This window comes from Phaeobacter sp. JH20_02, from assembly GCF_048056915.1.
Lineage (GTDB): Bacteria > Pseudomonadota > Alphaproteobacteria > Rhodobacterales > Rhodobacteraceae > Phaeobacter > Phaeobacter bryozoorum.
This window is the reverse complement of the sequence record NZ_JAYMVP010000028.1, coordinates 191,659-207,550: the sequence shown is the minus strand read 5'-3', so window position 1 is coordinate 207,550 and position 15,892 is coordinate 191,659. Positions and strand designations below refer to the sequence as shown.

Annotated in this window: 9 protein-coding genes; 7 read left to right on the top strand and 2 right to left on the bottom strand. The window is 63.1% G+C overall.

All coding sequences use genetic code 11. The annotated features are described in order from the left end of the window. Positions 1 to 67: 67 nt before the first annotated feature. The 7 genes from VWY34_RS14960 (at position 68) to uvrA (ending at position 13,113) form a co-directional block, all read left to right on the top strand. A complete protein-coding gene (locus VWY34_RS14960) occupies positions 68 to 3,724 on the top strand; it encodes a DUF3971 domain-containing protein (RefSeq protein WP_416545976.1) in 3,657 nt (1,218 codons plus the stop codon). A 125-nt stretch (positions 3,725 to 3,849) separates the two neighbouring features. After that, the gene (queA, locus tag VWY34_RS14955) at positions 3,850 to 4,920 is read left to right on the top strand and encodes a tRNA preQ1(34) S-adenosylmethionine ribosyltransferase-isomerase QueA (protein WP_416545974.1); all 1,071 of its coding nucleotides are present in this window, start codon (positions 3,850 to 3,852) and stop codon (positions 4,918 to 4,920) included. Positions 4,921 to 5,169: 249 nt separating this feature from the next. Next, complete coding sequence (locus VWY34_RS14950) at positions 5,170 to 6,444, top strand: MFS transporter (RefSeq protein WP_340545739.1); 1,275 nt, start codon at positions 5,170 to 5,172, stop codon at positions 6,442 to 6,444. Positions 6,445 to 6,581: 137 nt separating this feature from the next. Continuing rightward, entirely contained in the window at positions 6,582 to 7,160 is a 579-nt protein-coding gene (locus VWY34_RS14945) for a DUF924 family protein (RefSeq protein ID WP_416545972.1), read from the top strand. A 191-nt stretch (positions 7,161 to 7,351) separates the two neighbouring features. Continuing rightward, positions 7,352 to 8,746: a dihydrolipoyl dehydrogenase gene (gene lpdA, locus VWY34_RS14940; RefSeq protein WP_340545737.1), complete on the top strand. Its 1,395-nt coding sequence runs from the start codon at positions 7,352 to 7,354 to the stop codon at positions 8,744 to 8,746. A gap of 129 nt (positions 8,747 to 8,875) precedes the next feature. Then, positions 8,876 to 10,126, top strand: coding sequence for an MFS transporter (locus VWY34_RS14935; protein ID WP_416545970.1), 1,251 nt, complete (start codon positions 8,876 to 8,878; stop codon positions 10,124 to 10,126). A gap of 110 nt (positions 10,127 to 10,236) precedes the next feature. After that, positions 10,237 to 13,113, top strand: coding sequence for an excinuclease ABC subunit UvrA (uvrA, locus tag VWY34_RS14930; protein WP_340545735.1), 2,877 nt, complete (start codon positions 10,237 to 10,239; stop codon positions 13,111 to 13,113). 856 nt (positions 13,114 to 13,969) lie between these two features. Here the strand turns inward: uvrA and mmsB are convergent. Together mmsB and VWY34_RS14920 are read right to left on the bottom strand one after the other, a co-directional pair. Then, positions 13,970 to 14,845, bottom strand: coding sequence for a 3-hydroxyisobutyrate dehydrogenase (gene mmsB, locus VWY34_RS14925; protein WP_416545968.1), 876 nt, complete (start codon positions 14,843 to 14,845; stop codon positions 13,970 to 13,972). A 3-nt stretch (positions 14,846 to 14,848) separates the two neighbouring features. Beyond that, entirely contained in the window at positions 14,849 to 15,889 is a 1,041-nt protein-coding gene (locus VWY34_RS14920) for an enoyl-CoA hydratase/isomerase family protein (protein ID WP_416545966.1), read from the bottom strand. Between the last annotated feature and the right edge of the window lie 3 nt (positions 15,890 to 15,892).

Below are 15,892 nucleotides of genomic sequence, written 5' to 3'. Positions count from 1 at the left end.
TGCGTGCCATAGTTAGGCCATCACGGGCAAAGGGAAAGCAAGGATTAAACCGGTCTCACCCATAGCGGTGGATCCCGAGCGGGAGCCATCTTCCTCTGTGTCGGCGCAGGCCCCGCAGGAGGCTGCACCCGATGGGGTTGCGGCGGATGAGGATGTGGCTGTTGCGCGCGCCGTGCCGCCGCCGGAGGGGGTTGTCTATCTGGGCCCCGATGAGGCGCCACCGGCAGAACCGGTGGAACAGGCGGTGCCGGTGCCGGGGCCTCGTGCGTCGGACGGGATTTCGGCCGGGGATCTGGGCATTCCTGCGGCGGCAGGGGCTGATCTGCCGCCCGCGGCGACGGAGCGCGCGCGGCCCCAACGTCGACTGCTGCGGCGGATGCTGCGCAGTGCGACCATCACCGCCGTGCTGCTAGCGCTGCTGGCAAGCGGGGTTGTCTTTCTCGGGCTGGGTACGCGCATAGATGCGCCGGACTGGCTGCGCGACCGGGTGGAGCGGCGGATCGAGCAGCACCTCGGCGGTCTGAGCATTGAATTCGGTGCCATTCATCTGGTGGTGAACCGGGGCTGGCGGCCCCGTGTCAGCCTGCGCGATGTGACCCTGCGCGATGAGACCGGCGCGCGGGTGGCGCGGCTGGCGGACGCGCAGGCCTCGCTGGCGATGCGGCCGCTGCTGCGCGGGCAGATCCGACCCAAGACGATCATGCTGAGCGGTCTTTACGGCACGCTGCGGCGCGACAACAGCGGCGGTCTGGCGCTGAGTTTGGCCGAGGGGGAGGCGCCGCTGCGGCAGGCCGCCACCCTGCCTGCGCTAATCGAACAATGGGACCGGCAGCTGGAACTGCCGGTGCTGTCGGCGCTGGTTGCGGTGGAGACCGAGGCGCTGACCCTACGCTATGAGGACGCGCGGCTGGGTCGGGTCTGGACGCTGGATGGCGGCAGCATCCGCATGGGCCGCAGCGGACAGGAGATTGAGCTGGCCGCCGGGTTCTCGCTGCTGAGCGGGCGCGATTATGTCGGCACGGTCGAGGCGAATTACAGGTCAGCCATTGGCGACAAGGCGGCGGATTTCGGTGTCCTGGTCAATTCGGTGGCGAGCAAGGATATCGCAGCCCAGAGCGCCGCGCTCGGCTGGCTGGATGTTCTGGACGCGCCGATTTCGGGCTCTCTGCGCGGTGCCATCAGCAGCGAGGGTGCCTTGTTGCCGGTCTCTGCCAGCTTGCAGATTGGCGAGGGGGTGATCCAGCCCACCGCCGCCACCCGCCCGGTGCCGATCACCGGCGCGCAGAGCTATTTCACCTATCTGCCCGCGCGGCAGGAGCTGCAGTTCAACGAGCTGTCGGTGAACAGCGGCTGGGGCTCCGGCTCGATGGAGGGGCGGGCGCGGCTGATCGGGGTGGAGAACGGCCAGCTCACCGATCTGGTGGGGCAGCTGCGGTTTCAGGACCTGAGCCTCAATCCGGCGAAACTCTATGAGGCGCCGCTGGATCTGGCGGGGGTGACGGCGGATTTCAAGCTGGAGATGGCGCCGTTTCGGCTGCGTCTGGGCGAGATGCTGGTGCGTGACGGTGAGACGCGGATCCTGCTGGATGGCGAGATTTCGGCGGGGCAGACCGGCTGGGATTACGCGCTGAACGGACGCGCCAACCGGATGACCGCCGAGCGGCTGAAAGAGGTCTGGCCTGCCGCAGCCCCGCCAAAGCCGCGCGAATGGGTGCGCGAGAACCTGCTGGCAGGCTATGCGCGCGATGTGAATTTCGCGCTGCGTGGCCAGGGCACGGCAAAGCCGTTTGTCTATCTGGATCTGGCATTCGAGGAGGCGGCGGTCCGGTTTCAGAAGACGCTGCCGCCGCTGCGCGATGCGGCCGGGCAGTTCAGCCTTTATGGCAACCGTCTGGTGGTGATGGCGACAAAGGGCTGGGTGACGGCGGATCAGGGCGGGCGCGTGGATGCGGCGGGTACGTCGTTCATCATTCCTGACACTTCGGTGAAGGACGGCGCGCCGGGGATTGCCCGGATCGAGGCCACAGGCCCGGTGACGGCGGCGCTGTCGCTGCTCAACCGTCCGCCGCTGTCGGTGATGGACAAGGCCGGGTTGCCGGTGGATCTGGCGACGGGGCAGGTTGCGATCAGCGGCACGCTGGCGGTGCCCCTGCGCAAGGGTGTCACGCCCGAGGAGATCACCTATCACTACCGGGGGCGCCTGCGTGATGTCAGCAGCGATGTGCTGGTGCCGGGTCAGCGCGTGGCGGCGAAGGCCCTGAGCCTGAGCGGCAATCAGGACCATGTGCAGATCGAGGGCGGCGGCGCGCTTTCCGGGGTGCCGGGCAGCCTGATCTGGCGGCAGGCGGTGGGACCGGCGGCGGAGCGGGCGGTTGCGGCTGCGGGCGGGGCCGCGCCGGTGCGGGTCAGCGGCACCATCGAACTGTCGCAGAACACGATTGATACGTTTGATATCGGCCTGCCTGCGGGATCGGTATTCGGACGCGGCGAAGGCCGTTATGAGGTGGTGATCGACAAGGGGCAGGCGCCGCGGCTGACCCTGGAAAGCGATCTTGCGGGGCTGGGGCTGCGCATTCCGGCGCTGAGTTGGCGGCTGAGCGAGGCAGGCACCGGCCAGCTGAAACTCAGCGCGACCCTTGGGGAGACGCCGGATGTGCAGGCGCTGTCGCTGGAGGCGGCGGGGCTGCGGGCGGCCGGTGCCATCACGCTGGAGCCGGGCGGTGGTCTGCGCCGGGCGCGGTTTGACCGCGTCGACTTGCAGGGCTGGTTCCGGGGCGCTGTCGATCTGGTGGGGCGCGGCGCGCGGTCGCCGGCCATCAATGTGCTGAACGGGGTGCTGGATCTGCGGCAGATGCCCGATGGTTCCGGCGGCAGTGGCAGCAGCGGTGGTGCCTCTGGCGGCACCGGGCCGATCAGCCTGCAACTGGACCGGATGCAGGTCACCGACAGTATCGCGCTCACCGGTTTTGCCGGGCGGTTTTCCACCACTGGCGGTCTCAACGGCAACTTCACCGCGGCGCTGAACGGGCAGACCGGGGTCAGCGGCGTGGTGGTGCCCAAGGATGGCGGCTTTGCCACCCGGATCCAGTCTCAGGATGCCGGCGGGGTGTTCCGCGCGGCGGGGGTGCTGCGCCATGGCTCTGGCGGGACATTCGACATGTCGCTGGTGCCGGCCCCCGGCGCCCCCGGCGAATATGACGGCCAGATCGAGGTCAAGAACACGCGGATCAAGGACGCCCCCGCAATGGCGGCGCTGCTGAATGCGGTCAGCGTTGTCGGGCTGATCGACGCGCTGGCCGGGCAGGGCATTCTGTTCACCACGGTGGAGGCGAGGTTCAGGCTGGGGGCGACCCATCTGATTGTCCATGAAAGCAGCGCGGTGGGGCCGTCGATCGGCCTGTCGATGGACGGCAATTACGATCTGGAGCGCAGCGTGCTGAACATGCGCGGGGTGGTCTCGCCGATTTATCTGCTCAACGCCATCGGCCGCGTCTTTACCCGCAAGGGTGAGGGGCTGATCGGCTTTGCCTTTACGCTGAAGGGCACGGCGGATGATCCTCAGGTGCAGGTGAACCCGCTGTCGGGGCTGGCGCCGGGGATGTTCCGCGAGCTGTTTCGCGGACCGGCGCCGCGGCTGCCAGGGGAGGAGCCGCCAGCCCCCGCCGTGCCACGCGCCGAACGCGACAGGCCGAGCTATTCGGTTTCGCCGGGCGAAGACCGCTAGGGCGACCCGCTGCCATCGGACCATCCATGGGCCATTCCAAGGCGATCCATGGGCGGTGTGCCGATCGCGGACAAAGGTGCAAAACCTATTGGCCAAGGGCCGCGCAACAGCCTATATCGCAGCCTATGAAACTCAGTGATTTTGACTTCGACCTCCCCGATGACCGCATTGCCACCCGTCCGGCAGTGCCGCGCAGTTCCGCGCGGCTGCTGGTGGCCGAGGGCGATAGCATCTGCGACGCGCGTGTTGCCAATCTGGGCCAGTGGCTGCGCCCCGGTGACCGGCTGGTGCTGAATGACACCAAGGTGATTCCCGCGCGGCTGAGCGGGCTGCGCCACCGCGACACCGCACAGGGGCCGATGGCCGCCAAGGTGGAGGTCACGCTGCTGGATCCCGGCGCCGATGGCAGCTGGGCGGCGCTGCTGAAGCCGCTGAAGAAGGTCAAACCGGGCGAGGAGATCGTGTTCTCCGAGGCGCTGAGCGCGACATTGGAGCGGGTCGAGGACGGGCAGGGCTACCTGACGTTCAATCTGAGTGGCACCGATTTCGATGCGGCTCTGGCCGAGGCGGGGGCGATGCCGCTGCCGCCTTATATCGCGGCCAAGCGGCCAGCGGATGAGCAGGACAAGGCCGATTACCAGACCGTCTGGGCGCGCAATTCCGGCGCGGTGGCGGCGCCGACAGCCTCGTTGCATTTCGACGAGGCGCTGCTGGCAGAGCTGAAGGCCATGGGGGTCGAGATCAGCTATGTGACCCTGCATGTGGGGGCAGGCACCTTCCTGCCGGTCAAGGTCGAGGATGTGACCACCCACCGGATGCACGCCGAATGGGGCCGCGTCAGCGCCGAGGCCGCCGCCGAGATTGCCGCAACCAAGGCCGCAGGTGGCCGGGTGATCCCGGTTGGCACCACGGCGCTGCGGCTGATCGAAAGCGCCGGGCAGAGCGGTGCAATCGAGCCCTGGGAAGGCGATACCGACATCTTCATCTATCCCGGTTTCACCTTCCATGTGGCGGATGCGCTGATGACCAATTTCCACCTGCCGAAATCGACGCTGTTGATGCTGGTCTCGGCGCTGATGGGGCAGGACCGGATCCGGGCGATTTATGACCATGCGCTGGCAGAAAACTACCGCTTCTTTTCCTATGGCGATGCGTCGCTTTTGATACCGCCGGTGGCGGAGATGTCGCAGACCTGAGGGATAATTTCAGCGAGAAGCATTTTTAACTGGTCTGGGCTATGGTCCTGCCGGATCCAATTGTCACCGGGTTTGCGATGGGCACACCCGGTTTTTGGGGTCTCTTGGTCATGAAGCTGCCATAAGACCCTGTTCATAACGGCGCCGGGCGATTGCGATGCCCGTGACCAATTCACCAGGACCCCGGAGCGGGCCCAGAGCCCGTTCGGCGCGCTCTGGTACGGACAAGCGAAGTAGGAGAGACGGGCAATGTGGCAGGTGCTGTCGAGCGCATGGGCGCTGCTTTTGGGTATGGGTATGCTGATGGTCGGCAACGGTCTTCAGGGGACCCTGCTGGGCGTTCGGGGTGAGATCGAGGGGTTTTCTACCCTCGAGATGTCCTTTGTCATGTCGGCTTATTTTGTCGGCTTTCTGGGCGGATCGCGTCTGGCGCCGGAGATGATCCGGCGGGTCGGCCATGTGCGGGTCTTTGCGGCGCTGGCCTCGTTCATCTCGGCGGTGATGATCCTTTATCCGGCAATCACCAACCCGGTGGCCTGGATGCTGGGCCGGGTGCTGATCGGTTTCTGTTTCTCCGGCGTGTATGTCACCGCCGAAAGCTGGCTCAACAATGCCTCTGACAATGCCAACCGGGGCAAGGCGCTGTCGCTCTATATGATCGTGCAGATGATCGGCATCGTCAGCGCGCAGGCGCTGTTGCTGGTCGGCGATCCCTCGGGCTATGAGACCTTTGTCATCGCCTCGGTGGTGGTTTCGGTCTCCTTTGCCCCCATTCTGCTGTCGATCTCGCCGACCCCGGCCTTTGACCGGACCAAGCCGATGACCCTGCGCCAGTTGATGGATGCCTCGCCGCTGGGCTGCGTGGGCATGTTCCTGCTGGGGGGCGTGTTCTCGGCGCAATTTGGCATGAGCGCGGTCTATGGCGCTGCGGCCGGGCTGAGCCTGACGCAGATTTCGATCTTCGTTGCGACCTTCTATGTGGGGGCTGTGCTGATGCAATACCCGCTGGGGTGGATGTCAGACCGGATGGATCGGCGGATCCTGATCCTGTTTGGCGCGGCGGTTGCCGGCGGTGCTGCGATCGGGGCGATGATCCTGGGGGCTGATTTCCGTTTCCTGCTGATTGCGGCCTTCCTGATCGGGGGCATGACCAACCCGCTTTATTCGCTGCTGATTGCCCATACCAACGATTATCTCGACTATGACGACATGGCGGCGGCCTCGGGTGGGCTGGTGTTCATCAACGGGCTGGGTGCTGTCGCCGGGCCGCTGATCACCGGCTGGCTGATGGGGGATGAGGTCTTTGGTGCGCCGGGGTTCTTCCTGTTTACCGCGCTGCTGCTGCTGATGCTGGCGGTCTATGCTGCCTATCGCACAACCCAGCGCCCGGCGATTCCCACCGAAGAGACCGGGATCATGTCTGCGATGTCGCCGACGGCCTCTCCTGTTGCGGTTGAGTTCGCCCAGGAATATGCCATCGAGGCGGACATCGAGGAGCAAGAAGCCGCCGCCGAAGCGAGCTGATTGCGCTAACTCACGGGAACTGTGGCAAGTTTTTCACGAAACTGTCGTGTATGACGCAAATCGTGACGGGCTTGCCCTTGTAAAATCTCTGCAAAAAAGTCTGAATTTCAGAACGGTATCTATGTGGAGGCAGACCTATGACAGGTCCCGAGGAGATCCTGGACTTCTGGCTTGTAAGCACGGGAGAGAAGGGGTGGTACATGCAGGATGACGCGCTGGATGAGGAGATCCGGCGCCGGTTTCAGCCAACATGGGAGGCGGCCTGTGCCGGCAAATGCGACCATTGGCGCAGCAGCCCGCAGGGGGTTCTGGCCTATATCATCCTGACCGATCAGTTTCCGCGCAACATGTTCCGGGGGCAGGCGCAGGCCTTCTCGTCGGATACATTGGCACTGGCGGCGGCGAAATGTGCGATCAGCAAGTCCTGGGACATGAAGATCGACGAACCGCAGCGGCAGTTTTTCTACCTGCCGCTGATGCATTCGGAGAACCTGTGCGATCAGGAACGCTGCGTGCGGCTGATGCTGGAGCGGATGCCCATGAACGGTGCATCCAATCTGCTGCATGCGCGCGCCCACCGCGAGGTGATCCGCCAGTTCGGCCGTTTCCCCTATCGGAACGAGGCGCTGGCGCGCAGCAGCACCGCGCCGGAAATGGATTACGTCATGGCCGGTGGCTATGGCAGCACCATGCGCAGTCTTCAGGCCGCAGGCTGAGGCGGCTGCCTTTCGGGCTTGCCTGAAACGCATCCTGCCCTGACACTGTTTTTGCGCCGCGCCCCAAGGAACGGGGTGCGGCGTCGCTGTTTCTTGCATGGCTCCTATGCGGTTGCATAGTGTGATTGCAGTGCCGTGAGAAATAGTTTAACGGTGAACTAGTTTTTGATCCAGTATGGCGAGGAACCACCATGGCCGCAGAAACCTATGACGTGATCGTAATCGGCGCAGGGCCGGGGGGCTATGTTGCCGCCATCCGTGCCGCCCAGCTGGGGTTGAAGACCTGCATTGTCGAACGTGAACATATGGGTGGCATCTGCCTGAACTGGGGCTGCATCCCGACCAAGGCGCTGCTGCGCTCGTCGGAAGTGTTCCACCTGATGGAGCGGGCCAAGGATTTCGGCCTGAAGGCAGACAACATCGGCTATGATCTGGACGCTGTGGTGAAACGTTCGCGCGGGGTGGCCAAGCAGCTGTCCAGCGGCATTGGCCATCTGATGAAGAAGAACAAGATTGCCGTGGTAATGGGCGAGGCGACGATCCCGGCCAAGGGCAAAGTGTCGGTGAAAACCGAAAAGGGCACGCAGGAACTGGCGGCGAAGAATATCGTGCTGGCAACTGGCGCCCGTGCGCGCGAGCTGCCGGGGCTGGAAGCGGACGGCGATCTGGTCTGGACCTACAAACACGCGCTGCAACCGGTGCGGATGCCGAAGAAGCTGCTGGTCATCGGCTCCGGCGCCATCGGCATTGAATTTGCCAGCTTCTACAACACGCTGGGCGCTGACACCACGGTTGTTGAGGTGATGGACAGGGTGCTGCCGGTCGAGGACGCGGAAATCTCCGCCTTTGCCAAGAAGGCCTTTGTCAAACAGGGCATGAAGATCATGGAGAAAGCCATGGTCAAGCAGCTGGACCGCGGCAAGGGCAAAGTCACCGCCCATATTGAGGTCGGCGGCAAGGTGGAGAAACAGGAGTTTGACACCGTGATTTCCGCCGTGGGCATCGTCGGCAATGTCGAGGGGCTGGGGCTGGAAGGTCTGGGCGTCAAGGTCGACCGGACCCATGTCGTGACCGATGAATACTGCCGCACCGGTGTCGATGGCCTTTATGCCATCGGCGATATCGCAGGGGCGCCCTGGCTGGCGCATAAGGCGTCGCATGAGGGCGTCATGGTGGCCGAGCTGATCGCGGGCAAGCACGCGCATCCGGTGAAGCCGGAAAGCATTGCAGGCTGCACCTACTGCCAGCCGCAGGTCGCCTCAGTTGGCTATACCGAAGCGAAAGCTAAGGAGCTGGGCTATGACATCAAGGTCGGCCGCTTCCCCTTCATCGGCAACGGCAAGGCGATTGCGCTGGGGGAGGCCGAGGGCATGGTGAAGACCATCTTTGACGCCAAGACTGGCGAGTTGCTGGGGGCCCATATGGTTGGCGCCGAGGTGACCGAGATGATCCAGGGCTATGTGGTGGGTCGCCAGCTCGAGACCACCGAAGAAGACCTGATGAACACCGTCTTCCCGCATCCGACGCTGAGCGAGATGATGCATGAGAGCGTGCTCGATGCCTTTGATCGGGTGATCCATATGTAATCTGGTCTTTTGGCCTGATTGATTGAGATGACAGAAACGCCCGAGGCCATGCTTCGGGCGTTTCTGCGTCCGGGGGGTCGTGTTTGATGTATCGCTCGGCTGGTGCTTTGCAGTGGGGCGCGCTATGCCATGCGCTTCGACCGGTTTTGGCGGATTCCAAGCGCCAGGCGCAATTGCAATGAGGGCAGCCCCATGAACACCCCCCACCTCCAGGAACCGCAGACCCGCTGGGGCGTGGTGATGATCATCTGGGTCGCCGGCCTGGGGGCGGCGGCGCAATACGGCAAGATCGCGATCATTTTTGATCAGCTGGGGCTGCTGTATCCGGCTGCGGGGTCATCGCTGAGCCTGACGGTGACCATGGTCGGGGTGCTGGGCATTCTGCTGGGCGTGGTTGCGGGCGGGTTTGTCGCCTCCTTCGGCTATCGCCGCAGCCTTGTCTGGGCGCTGTGGATCGGGGCGGCGATGTCGGCGCTTCAGGCGCTGCATCTGCCTTATGGTCTGTTTCTGGCAACACGGCTGATCGAAGGTCTGTCGCATCTGGGGATCGTGGTGGCAGCCCCAACACTGATCCCGCAGATCTGTAGCCCGCGCCACCGTGGCACGGCGCTGTCGATCTGGAGCACCTTCTTTGGCGTGTCCTTTGCGCTGCTGGTCTGGTTCGGCCTGCCGCTGGTTGCCGGGTTCGGCCTGTTGTCGCTGTTTGGCGCCCATGCGCTGGTGATGGCGGTGCTGGCGCTGGTGCTGGGGCGGGTGCTGAAATCGGTGCAGGTGCCGCCGCGTCTGCCGCTGCCCAAGCTGGCGGAGCTGCCTGGCCTGCATCTTGAGATCTACCGCTCTCCGGCCAAAGTGGCCCCGGCGGCGGGCTGGCTGTTCTATACCACCTGTTTCGTGGCGCTGCTGACGGTCCTGCCGCCGCATCTGGATGCGGACGTACGGGTCGGCGTGGTCAGCGCCATGCCGCTGGTCAGCATTGCCACCTCGATGACACTCGGGGTCTGGTTGCTGCGCCGGGTGGCGGCGGTGCGGGTGGTGCAGGCGGGGTTCCTGCTGGCCGCTGGTGGCGCGGTCTGGCTGCTGCTGATGCCGGGGCTGCCGCTGGCCTGCATGGCGCTGGCGGTGGCCTTTGGGTTGGTGCAGGGGGCCAGCTTTGCCTCGGTGCCGCAGCTGAATGCTGAGGCGGCAGAACAGGCGCAATCCAATGGCGCGATGAGCCAGGCCGGCAATATGGGCAATGCCATTGGCACGCCGCTGATGGTGGCGGCTGTTGCGCTTGGCGGATACCACGGGATGATGGGGATGGCGCTGCTGCTGTTCCTTGGCGGCTTGGCCGTGCATGTGATGCTGGCCCGGCGGCGGGCGCAAAGGGCAGCTATCTGAAGGCGTTCGCCCTCTGTTCTCTTTTTTCTATTGGAGACTCGGCGCGCAGTCCCTATCTGTAGGGTCGGACACCGGTCGCAAGGGCGGCTGGCGTTGAATCTGGGGGCAGTATGGCTGAGTTGAAATCGATCGAAGTGCGCGGCGCGCGCGAGCACAACCTGAAAAACATCGACGTGGATATCCCGCGCGATCAGCTGGTGGTGATCACCGGCCTGTCCGGCTCGGGCAAGTCCAGCCTCGCGTTTGATACCATCTATGCCGAAGGCCAGCGCCGCTATGTCGAGAGCCTGTCGGCCTATGCGCGCCAGTTCCTCGACATGATGGAAAAGCCGGATGTGGATCACATCAGCGGCCTGTCGCCTGCGATCTCCATTGAGCAGAAGACCACCTCGAAGAACCCGCGTTCGACTGTGGGGACCGTGACCGAGATCTACGATTATCTGCGTCTGCTGTTTGCCCGCGCGGGCACGCCCTATTCGCCCGCCACCGGAATGCCGATCGAGGCGCAGCAGGTGCAGGATATGGTCGATCGCATCATGACGCTGGAGGAGGGTACCCGTGGTTTCCTGCTGGCGCCCATCGTGCGGGACCGCAAGGGGGAGTACCGCAAGGAGTTCCTCGAGCTGCGCAAGCAGGGCTTCCAGCGCGTGAAGGTGGATGGCGAATTCTACGAGCTGGATGAACCGCCGACATTGGACAAGAAGTTCCGCCATGACATTGATGTGGTGGTTGATCGTCTGGTGGTCCGTGAGGGTCTGGAAACCCGGCTGGCCGACAGCCTGCGCACCGCGCTGGATCTGGCTGATGGCATCGCCATTCTGGAAACCGCCCCGCGTGCGGCCGAGGGCGAAGAAGCGCCGACGCCGGAGCGGATTACTTTTTCCGAGAATTTTGCCTGCCCGGTCAGCGGTTTTACCATTCCCGAGATCGAACCACGGCTGTTTTCCTTTAACGCGCCGTTTGGGGCCTGCCCGGAATGTGACGGTCTGGGGGTTGAGCTGTTTTTTGACGAGCGGCTGGTGGTGCCGGATCAGAACCTGAAGATCTATGACGGCGCGCTGGCGCCCTGGCGCAAGGGCAAATCGCCCTATTTCCTGCAGACCATCGAAGCTATCGCCAAACATTACCAGTTCGACAAGAACACCAAGTGGAAGGACCTGCCCAATAAGGTGCAGCAGGTGTTTCTGCACGGTTCTGGCGATGAGGAAATCAAGTTCCGCTACGATGAGGGCGGTCGTGTCTATGAGGTGACGCGGGTTTTTGAGGGGGTGATCCCCAATATGGAACGTCGCTACCGCGAGACCGACTCCAGCTGGATCCGCGAGGAGTTCGAACGCTATCAGAACAACCGCCCCTGTGGCACCTGCGAAGGCTACCGACTGCGCGAAGAGGCGCTGGCGGTCAAGATCGCCGGGCTGCATGTGGGGCAGGTGGTGCAGATGTCGATCCGCGAGGCGCTGGCCTGGATCGAGGATGTGCCCAACCACCTGTCGACGCAGAAACAGGAAATCGCCCGCGCCATCGTGAAGGAGATCCGCGAACGTCTGGGGTTCCTCAACAATGTCGGTCTGGAATATCTGACGCTCAGCCGCAATGCCGGCACGCTCTCCGGTGGCGAAAGCCAGCGGATCCGTCTGGCGTCGCAGATCGGCTCTGGTCTGACGGGCGTTCTCTATGTGCTGGATGAACCTTCTATCGGGCTGCATCAGCGCGACAATGACCGGCTGCTGGAGACGCTGAAAAACCTGCGCGATCAGGGCAATACGGTGATTGTTGTCGAACATGACGAGGATGCGATCCGCGAGGCGGATTATGTTTTTGACATCGGTCCGGGTGCCGGGGTGCATGGCGGCCAGGTGGTCAGCCATGGCACGCCGGAGATGATCGCGGCCGATGAAGCCTCGATCACCGGGCAATATCTGTCCGGCAAGCGTGAGATCGCGGTCCCCGCCGAGCGGCGCAAGGGCAATGGCAAATCGGTGAAAGTGGTGAAGGCCACCGGCAACAACCTGAAAGAGGTGACGGCGGAGTTTCCGCTGGGCAAATTCCTCTGTGTGTCCGGCGTCTCTGGCGGCGGCAAATCCACGCTGACGATTGAGACGCTGTTCAAGACCGCCTCCATGCGATTGAACGGCGCGCGTCAGACACCGGCGCCCTGCGAGACGATCAAGGGGCTGGAGCATCTGGACAAGGTGATCGACATCGACCAGCGCCCGATTGGCCGGACGCCACGGTCAAACCCGGCGACCTACACCGGTGCCTTTACCCCGATCCGCGAATGGTTTGCAGGGCTGCCGGAGTCAAAGACGCGCGGCTACAAACCGGGTCGGTTTTCCTTCAACGTGAAGGGCGGTCGCTGCGAGGCCTGTCAGGGTGACGGGGTGATCAAGATCGAGATGCACTTCCTGCCGGATGTCTATGTCGAATGCGAAACCTGCAAGGGCGCACGCTATAACCGTGAGACGCTGGAGATCCAGTTCAAGGGCAAGTCGATTGCCGATGTGCTGGATATGACGGTGGAGGATGCGCAGCAGTTCTTCCAGGCGGTGCCGTCCATCCGTGACAAGATGGATGCGCTGATGCGGGTCGGCCTTGGCTATATCAAGGTGGGCCAGCAGGCGACCACCCTGTCCGGCGGCGAGGCGCAGCGGGTCAAGCTGTCAAAGGAACTTGCCAAACGCTCAACCGGGCGGACGCTCTATATTCTGGACGAGCCGACCACTGGTCTGCATTTCGAGGATGTACGCAAGCTGCTGGAAGTGCTGCATGAGCTGGTCGATCAGGGCAATTCCGTCGTGGTGATCGAGCATAACCTAGATGTGATCAAAACCGCCGACTGGATCATTGATATCGGTCCTGAAGGTGGTGACGGCGGCGGTCAGATCGTGGCCGCAGGCACGCCCGAGGAGGTTGCCGCCACCGAGGGCAGCCATACCGGTCACTACCTGAAGGATATCCTGAAGGCGCGCAGCCTGGCGGCGGAGTGATCCGCCAGGCGCGGCGGTCAGTCTATGGCGGGACATAGTCCCTGTCGCGCTGAACCGATCCTGCCAATGTCCTGCGAAACGGTATCCTGAAACGACGAAGCCTAAAAAGACGAAGCGCCGCCGACATTCTGTCAGCGGCGCTTTCCACAGAGCTGGATTGGGACGGCGCGGCACCCTTCGGGGGGGTGGGGGAGAGCCTGCGGACGAGGGGCGCAGGCAGCAGATGCCGCAAACCAAAATCGTTTAATCCAATTGGCGTGGAAGTCTTCTTCTCAGAAGCCAAGCGAACCTGTGTAAATGCGACGAAATAGACGATACCGGTGGGGGTTCAGTGTCGTTTCTTACGTATTCGCAAAGTGTCGCTTATATATAGGTCGGTCCTTTCCTGATAATTGCCGTATTAATGTCTATACGCTATCGGCCTACTGCCAATTAACGAAATAGGGCCCGGATTGCTTCCAGAGAGAGTGGCCGTTTTTAGCCGCATCGTCAGGGGGGATCAGATATTTGGCTGATCTATTCGTAGGTTGACATATGAATATTCATGCGTCTAGGAAAAAGTTAACGCGTCGCCTTGCGTAAAAATAATAATTTTACATTTCCTAATGTGAAGATCTGTTAATTAATTGCCTGTTAACGAAGCTTTCCCGCCAAACTGTTGATCATTTTATTTAATTCCCCCGCTTGTAAAGCGCCTAAGGGGGCCAGCATCAAAATGCGTGAATAACGCCAAATCAGAGAAAAACGCCGCAGCCCGGAATGGGTGCGGCGTCTGGATGTTTTTTACGAACCCTGAGGCAGGCGTCAGGTCAAGGGGGGCCGGATCTGGCGGAGACAAAAAGGCTCAGCTGTCGGTTCAATCGTGGCGGCTGCGGGCCGCGAAGCGCGGCAGCATGGCGCTGAAATCCTTGCCTGCGCCGCCTTCTTCCTCAACAAACATGGAATAAAGCGCCTGCGCCAGCGCCCCCATCGGCGTGTCGGCATCGGCACTATGGGCGGCTTGCTGGGCCAGGCGCAGATCCTTCAGCATCAGCTCTGCGGCAAAACCGGGCTGGTAGTCATTATCGGCAGGTGATTGCGGGCCAACCCCCGGCGCGGGGCAATAGGCGTTCATCGACCAGCTGTAGCCAGAGGAGGTGGAGACCACATCGAACATCTTCTGACGGTCGAGACCCAGTTTGTCGGCAAGGGCAAAAGCCTCGCAGGTGCCGATCATGGTGATGCCGAGGATCATGTTGTTACAGATCTTGGCGGCCTGACCGGCGCCGGCATCGCCGCAGTGCACAGCCTTTTGTCCCATCACGTCAAACAGCGGCTTGGCGGCGTCGAAGGCGGCCTGGCTGCCACCGGCCATGAAGGTCAGCGTGCCGGCCGATGCGCCACCAATACCGCCGGAAACCGGGGCGTCGACAAACATCAGATTGGCCGACCCGGCACGATCGGCGACCGCGCGGGCGCTGTCGACGTCGACGGTAGAGCAGTCAACCAATGTAGCACCGGTCGCCATTGCGGGGATCACGTCATCGGCAACCGAGCGCAGGATCTCGCCGTTGGGCAGCATCGTGATCACTACCTCTGCGCCGGTCGCGGCCTCAGCGGCGGAGGCCGCCATGGTGACGCCCTCGATCGAGACATCCGCCATGTCAAAGCCGGTGACGGTGTGGCCTGCCTTGGCCAGATTGGCGGCCATTGGCCCCCCCATATTGCCGAGACCGATAAATCCGATGTTCATGTCTTACTCCTCCTCGAACTGCAGCGTGTCGCGGGCCAGTGGCATCAGCATCTGGCTGACAGCGGTAGCAGGCACTTCACGATCTGCATATTGCCATTTGGGCTGGCGGTCCTTGTCAATGATCTGGGCGCGGATGCCCTCCAGAAAATCGCCCTTTTCCATTGCGCGGTGAGTAAAGCGATACTCCAGTTCCAGCGCTTTGCGAATACTCATGCTGCCAAGGCGCATCCGGTGCAGCAGCTCGACGGTGCAGGCCATTGATAGCGGCGAATTGCGGCGGAGGGTTTTCAGCGTGTCCTCGGCAAAGCTGCTGGCGTCATGATTGAGCGCCGTCAGGATATCGCCAAGCGCCTCGCCGCCAAAGCTGCGGTCAATGTCGGCACGCAGCGCGGCCAGCTGCCCTTCGGGGGCGGTCTCTGCGCTGCTTTCGAGACTCTCGGCACGGCCGGTCTGCTCAAGCTCCGAAATCAGCGCAGGCCAGCTGGCCTCGGGAATGTAATGGTCGGCAAAGCCTGCGTAGATCGCGTCCGCCGCCGTCATGCGCGCACCGGTGAGGCCCAGATATTCACCAAGCCGACCGGGCGCCAGAGCCAGCATCAGGCTGCCGCCCACATCGGGGATGAGGCCGATGCCGACCTCGGGCATGGCAATACGTGTGCTGTCGCCGACAATGCGATGGGTGCCGTGGCAGCCAAGACCGACGCCGCCACCCATGACAAACCCCTGAAGGAAGCTGACCACCGGTTTGGGGTATTCGAAGATCCGGGCGTTCATACGGTATTCATCGCGCCAGAACCGGCGACCATAGTCATAGTCGCCACTGGTGCCGGTCTGGTAGAGTTCGGCAATGTCACCGCCGGCGCAGAAGGCTTTTTCGCCCTCGGCGTCCATGACCACCAGATCGACTGCGTCATCCGTTGCCCAGGCCCTGAGGGCGGCATCGACCACCAGACACATGTCATAACTCAGCGCATTCAGCGCCTTGCCACGGGTCAGGGTGATCCGCCCGGCGCGGCCGGTGATGCGGATATCAATATCGCTCATGTC

Bases quoted from the DNA above. Each gene is read 5' to 3' on its own strand.
- uvrA (WP_340545735.1), top strand. From the start codon at position 10,237: ATGGCTGAGTTGAAATCGATCGAAGTGCGCGGCGCGCGCGAGCACAAC.
- VWY34_RS14945 (WP_416545972.1), top strand. From the start codon at position 6,582: ATGACAGGTCCCGAGGAGATCCTGGACTTCTGGCTTGTAAGCACGGGA.
- mmsB (WP_416545968.1), bottom strand. From the start codon at position 14,845: ATGAACATCGGATTTATCGGTCTCGGCAATATGGGGGGGCCAATGGCC.
- VWY34_RS14950 (WP_340545739.1), top strand. From the start codon at position 5,170: ATGTGGCAGGTGCTGTCGAGCGCATGGGCGCTGCTTTTGGGTATGGGT.
- VWY34_RS14920 (WP_416545966.1), bottom strand. From the start codon at position 15,889: ATGAGCGATATTGATATCCGCATCACCGGCCGCGCCGGGCGGATCACC.
- VWY34_RS14935 (WP_416545970.1), top strand. From the start codon at position 8,876: ATGCGCTTCGACCGGTTTTGGCGGATTCCAAGCGCCAGGCGCAATTGC.
- lpdA (WP_340545737.1), top strand. From the start codon at position 7,352: ATGGCCGCAGAAACCTATGACGTGATCGTAATCGGCGCAGGGCCGGGG.
- queA (WP_416545974.1), top strand. From the start codon at position 3,850: ATGAAACTCAGTGATTTTGACTTCGACCTCCCCGATGACCGCATTGCC.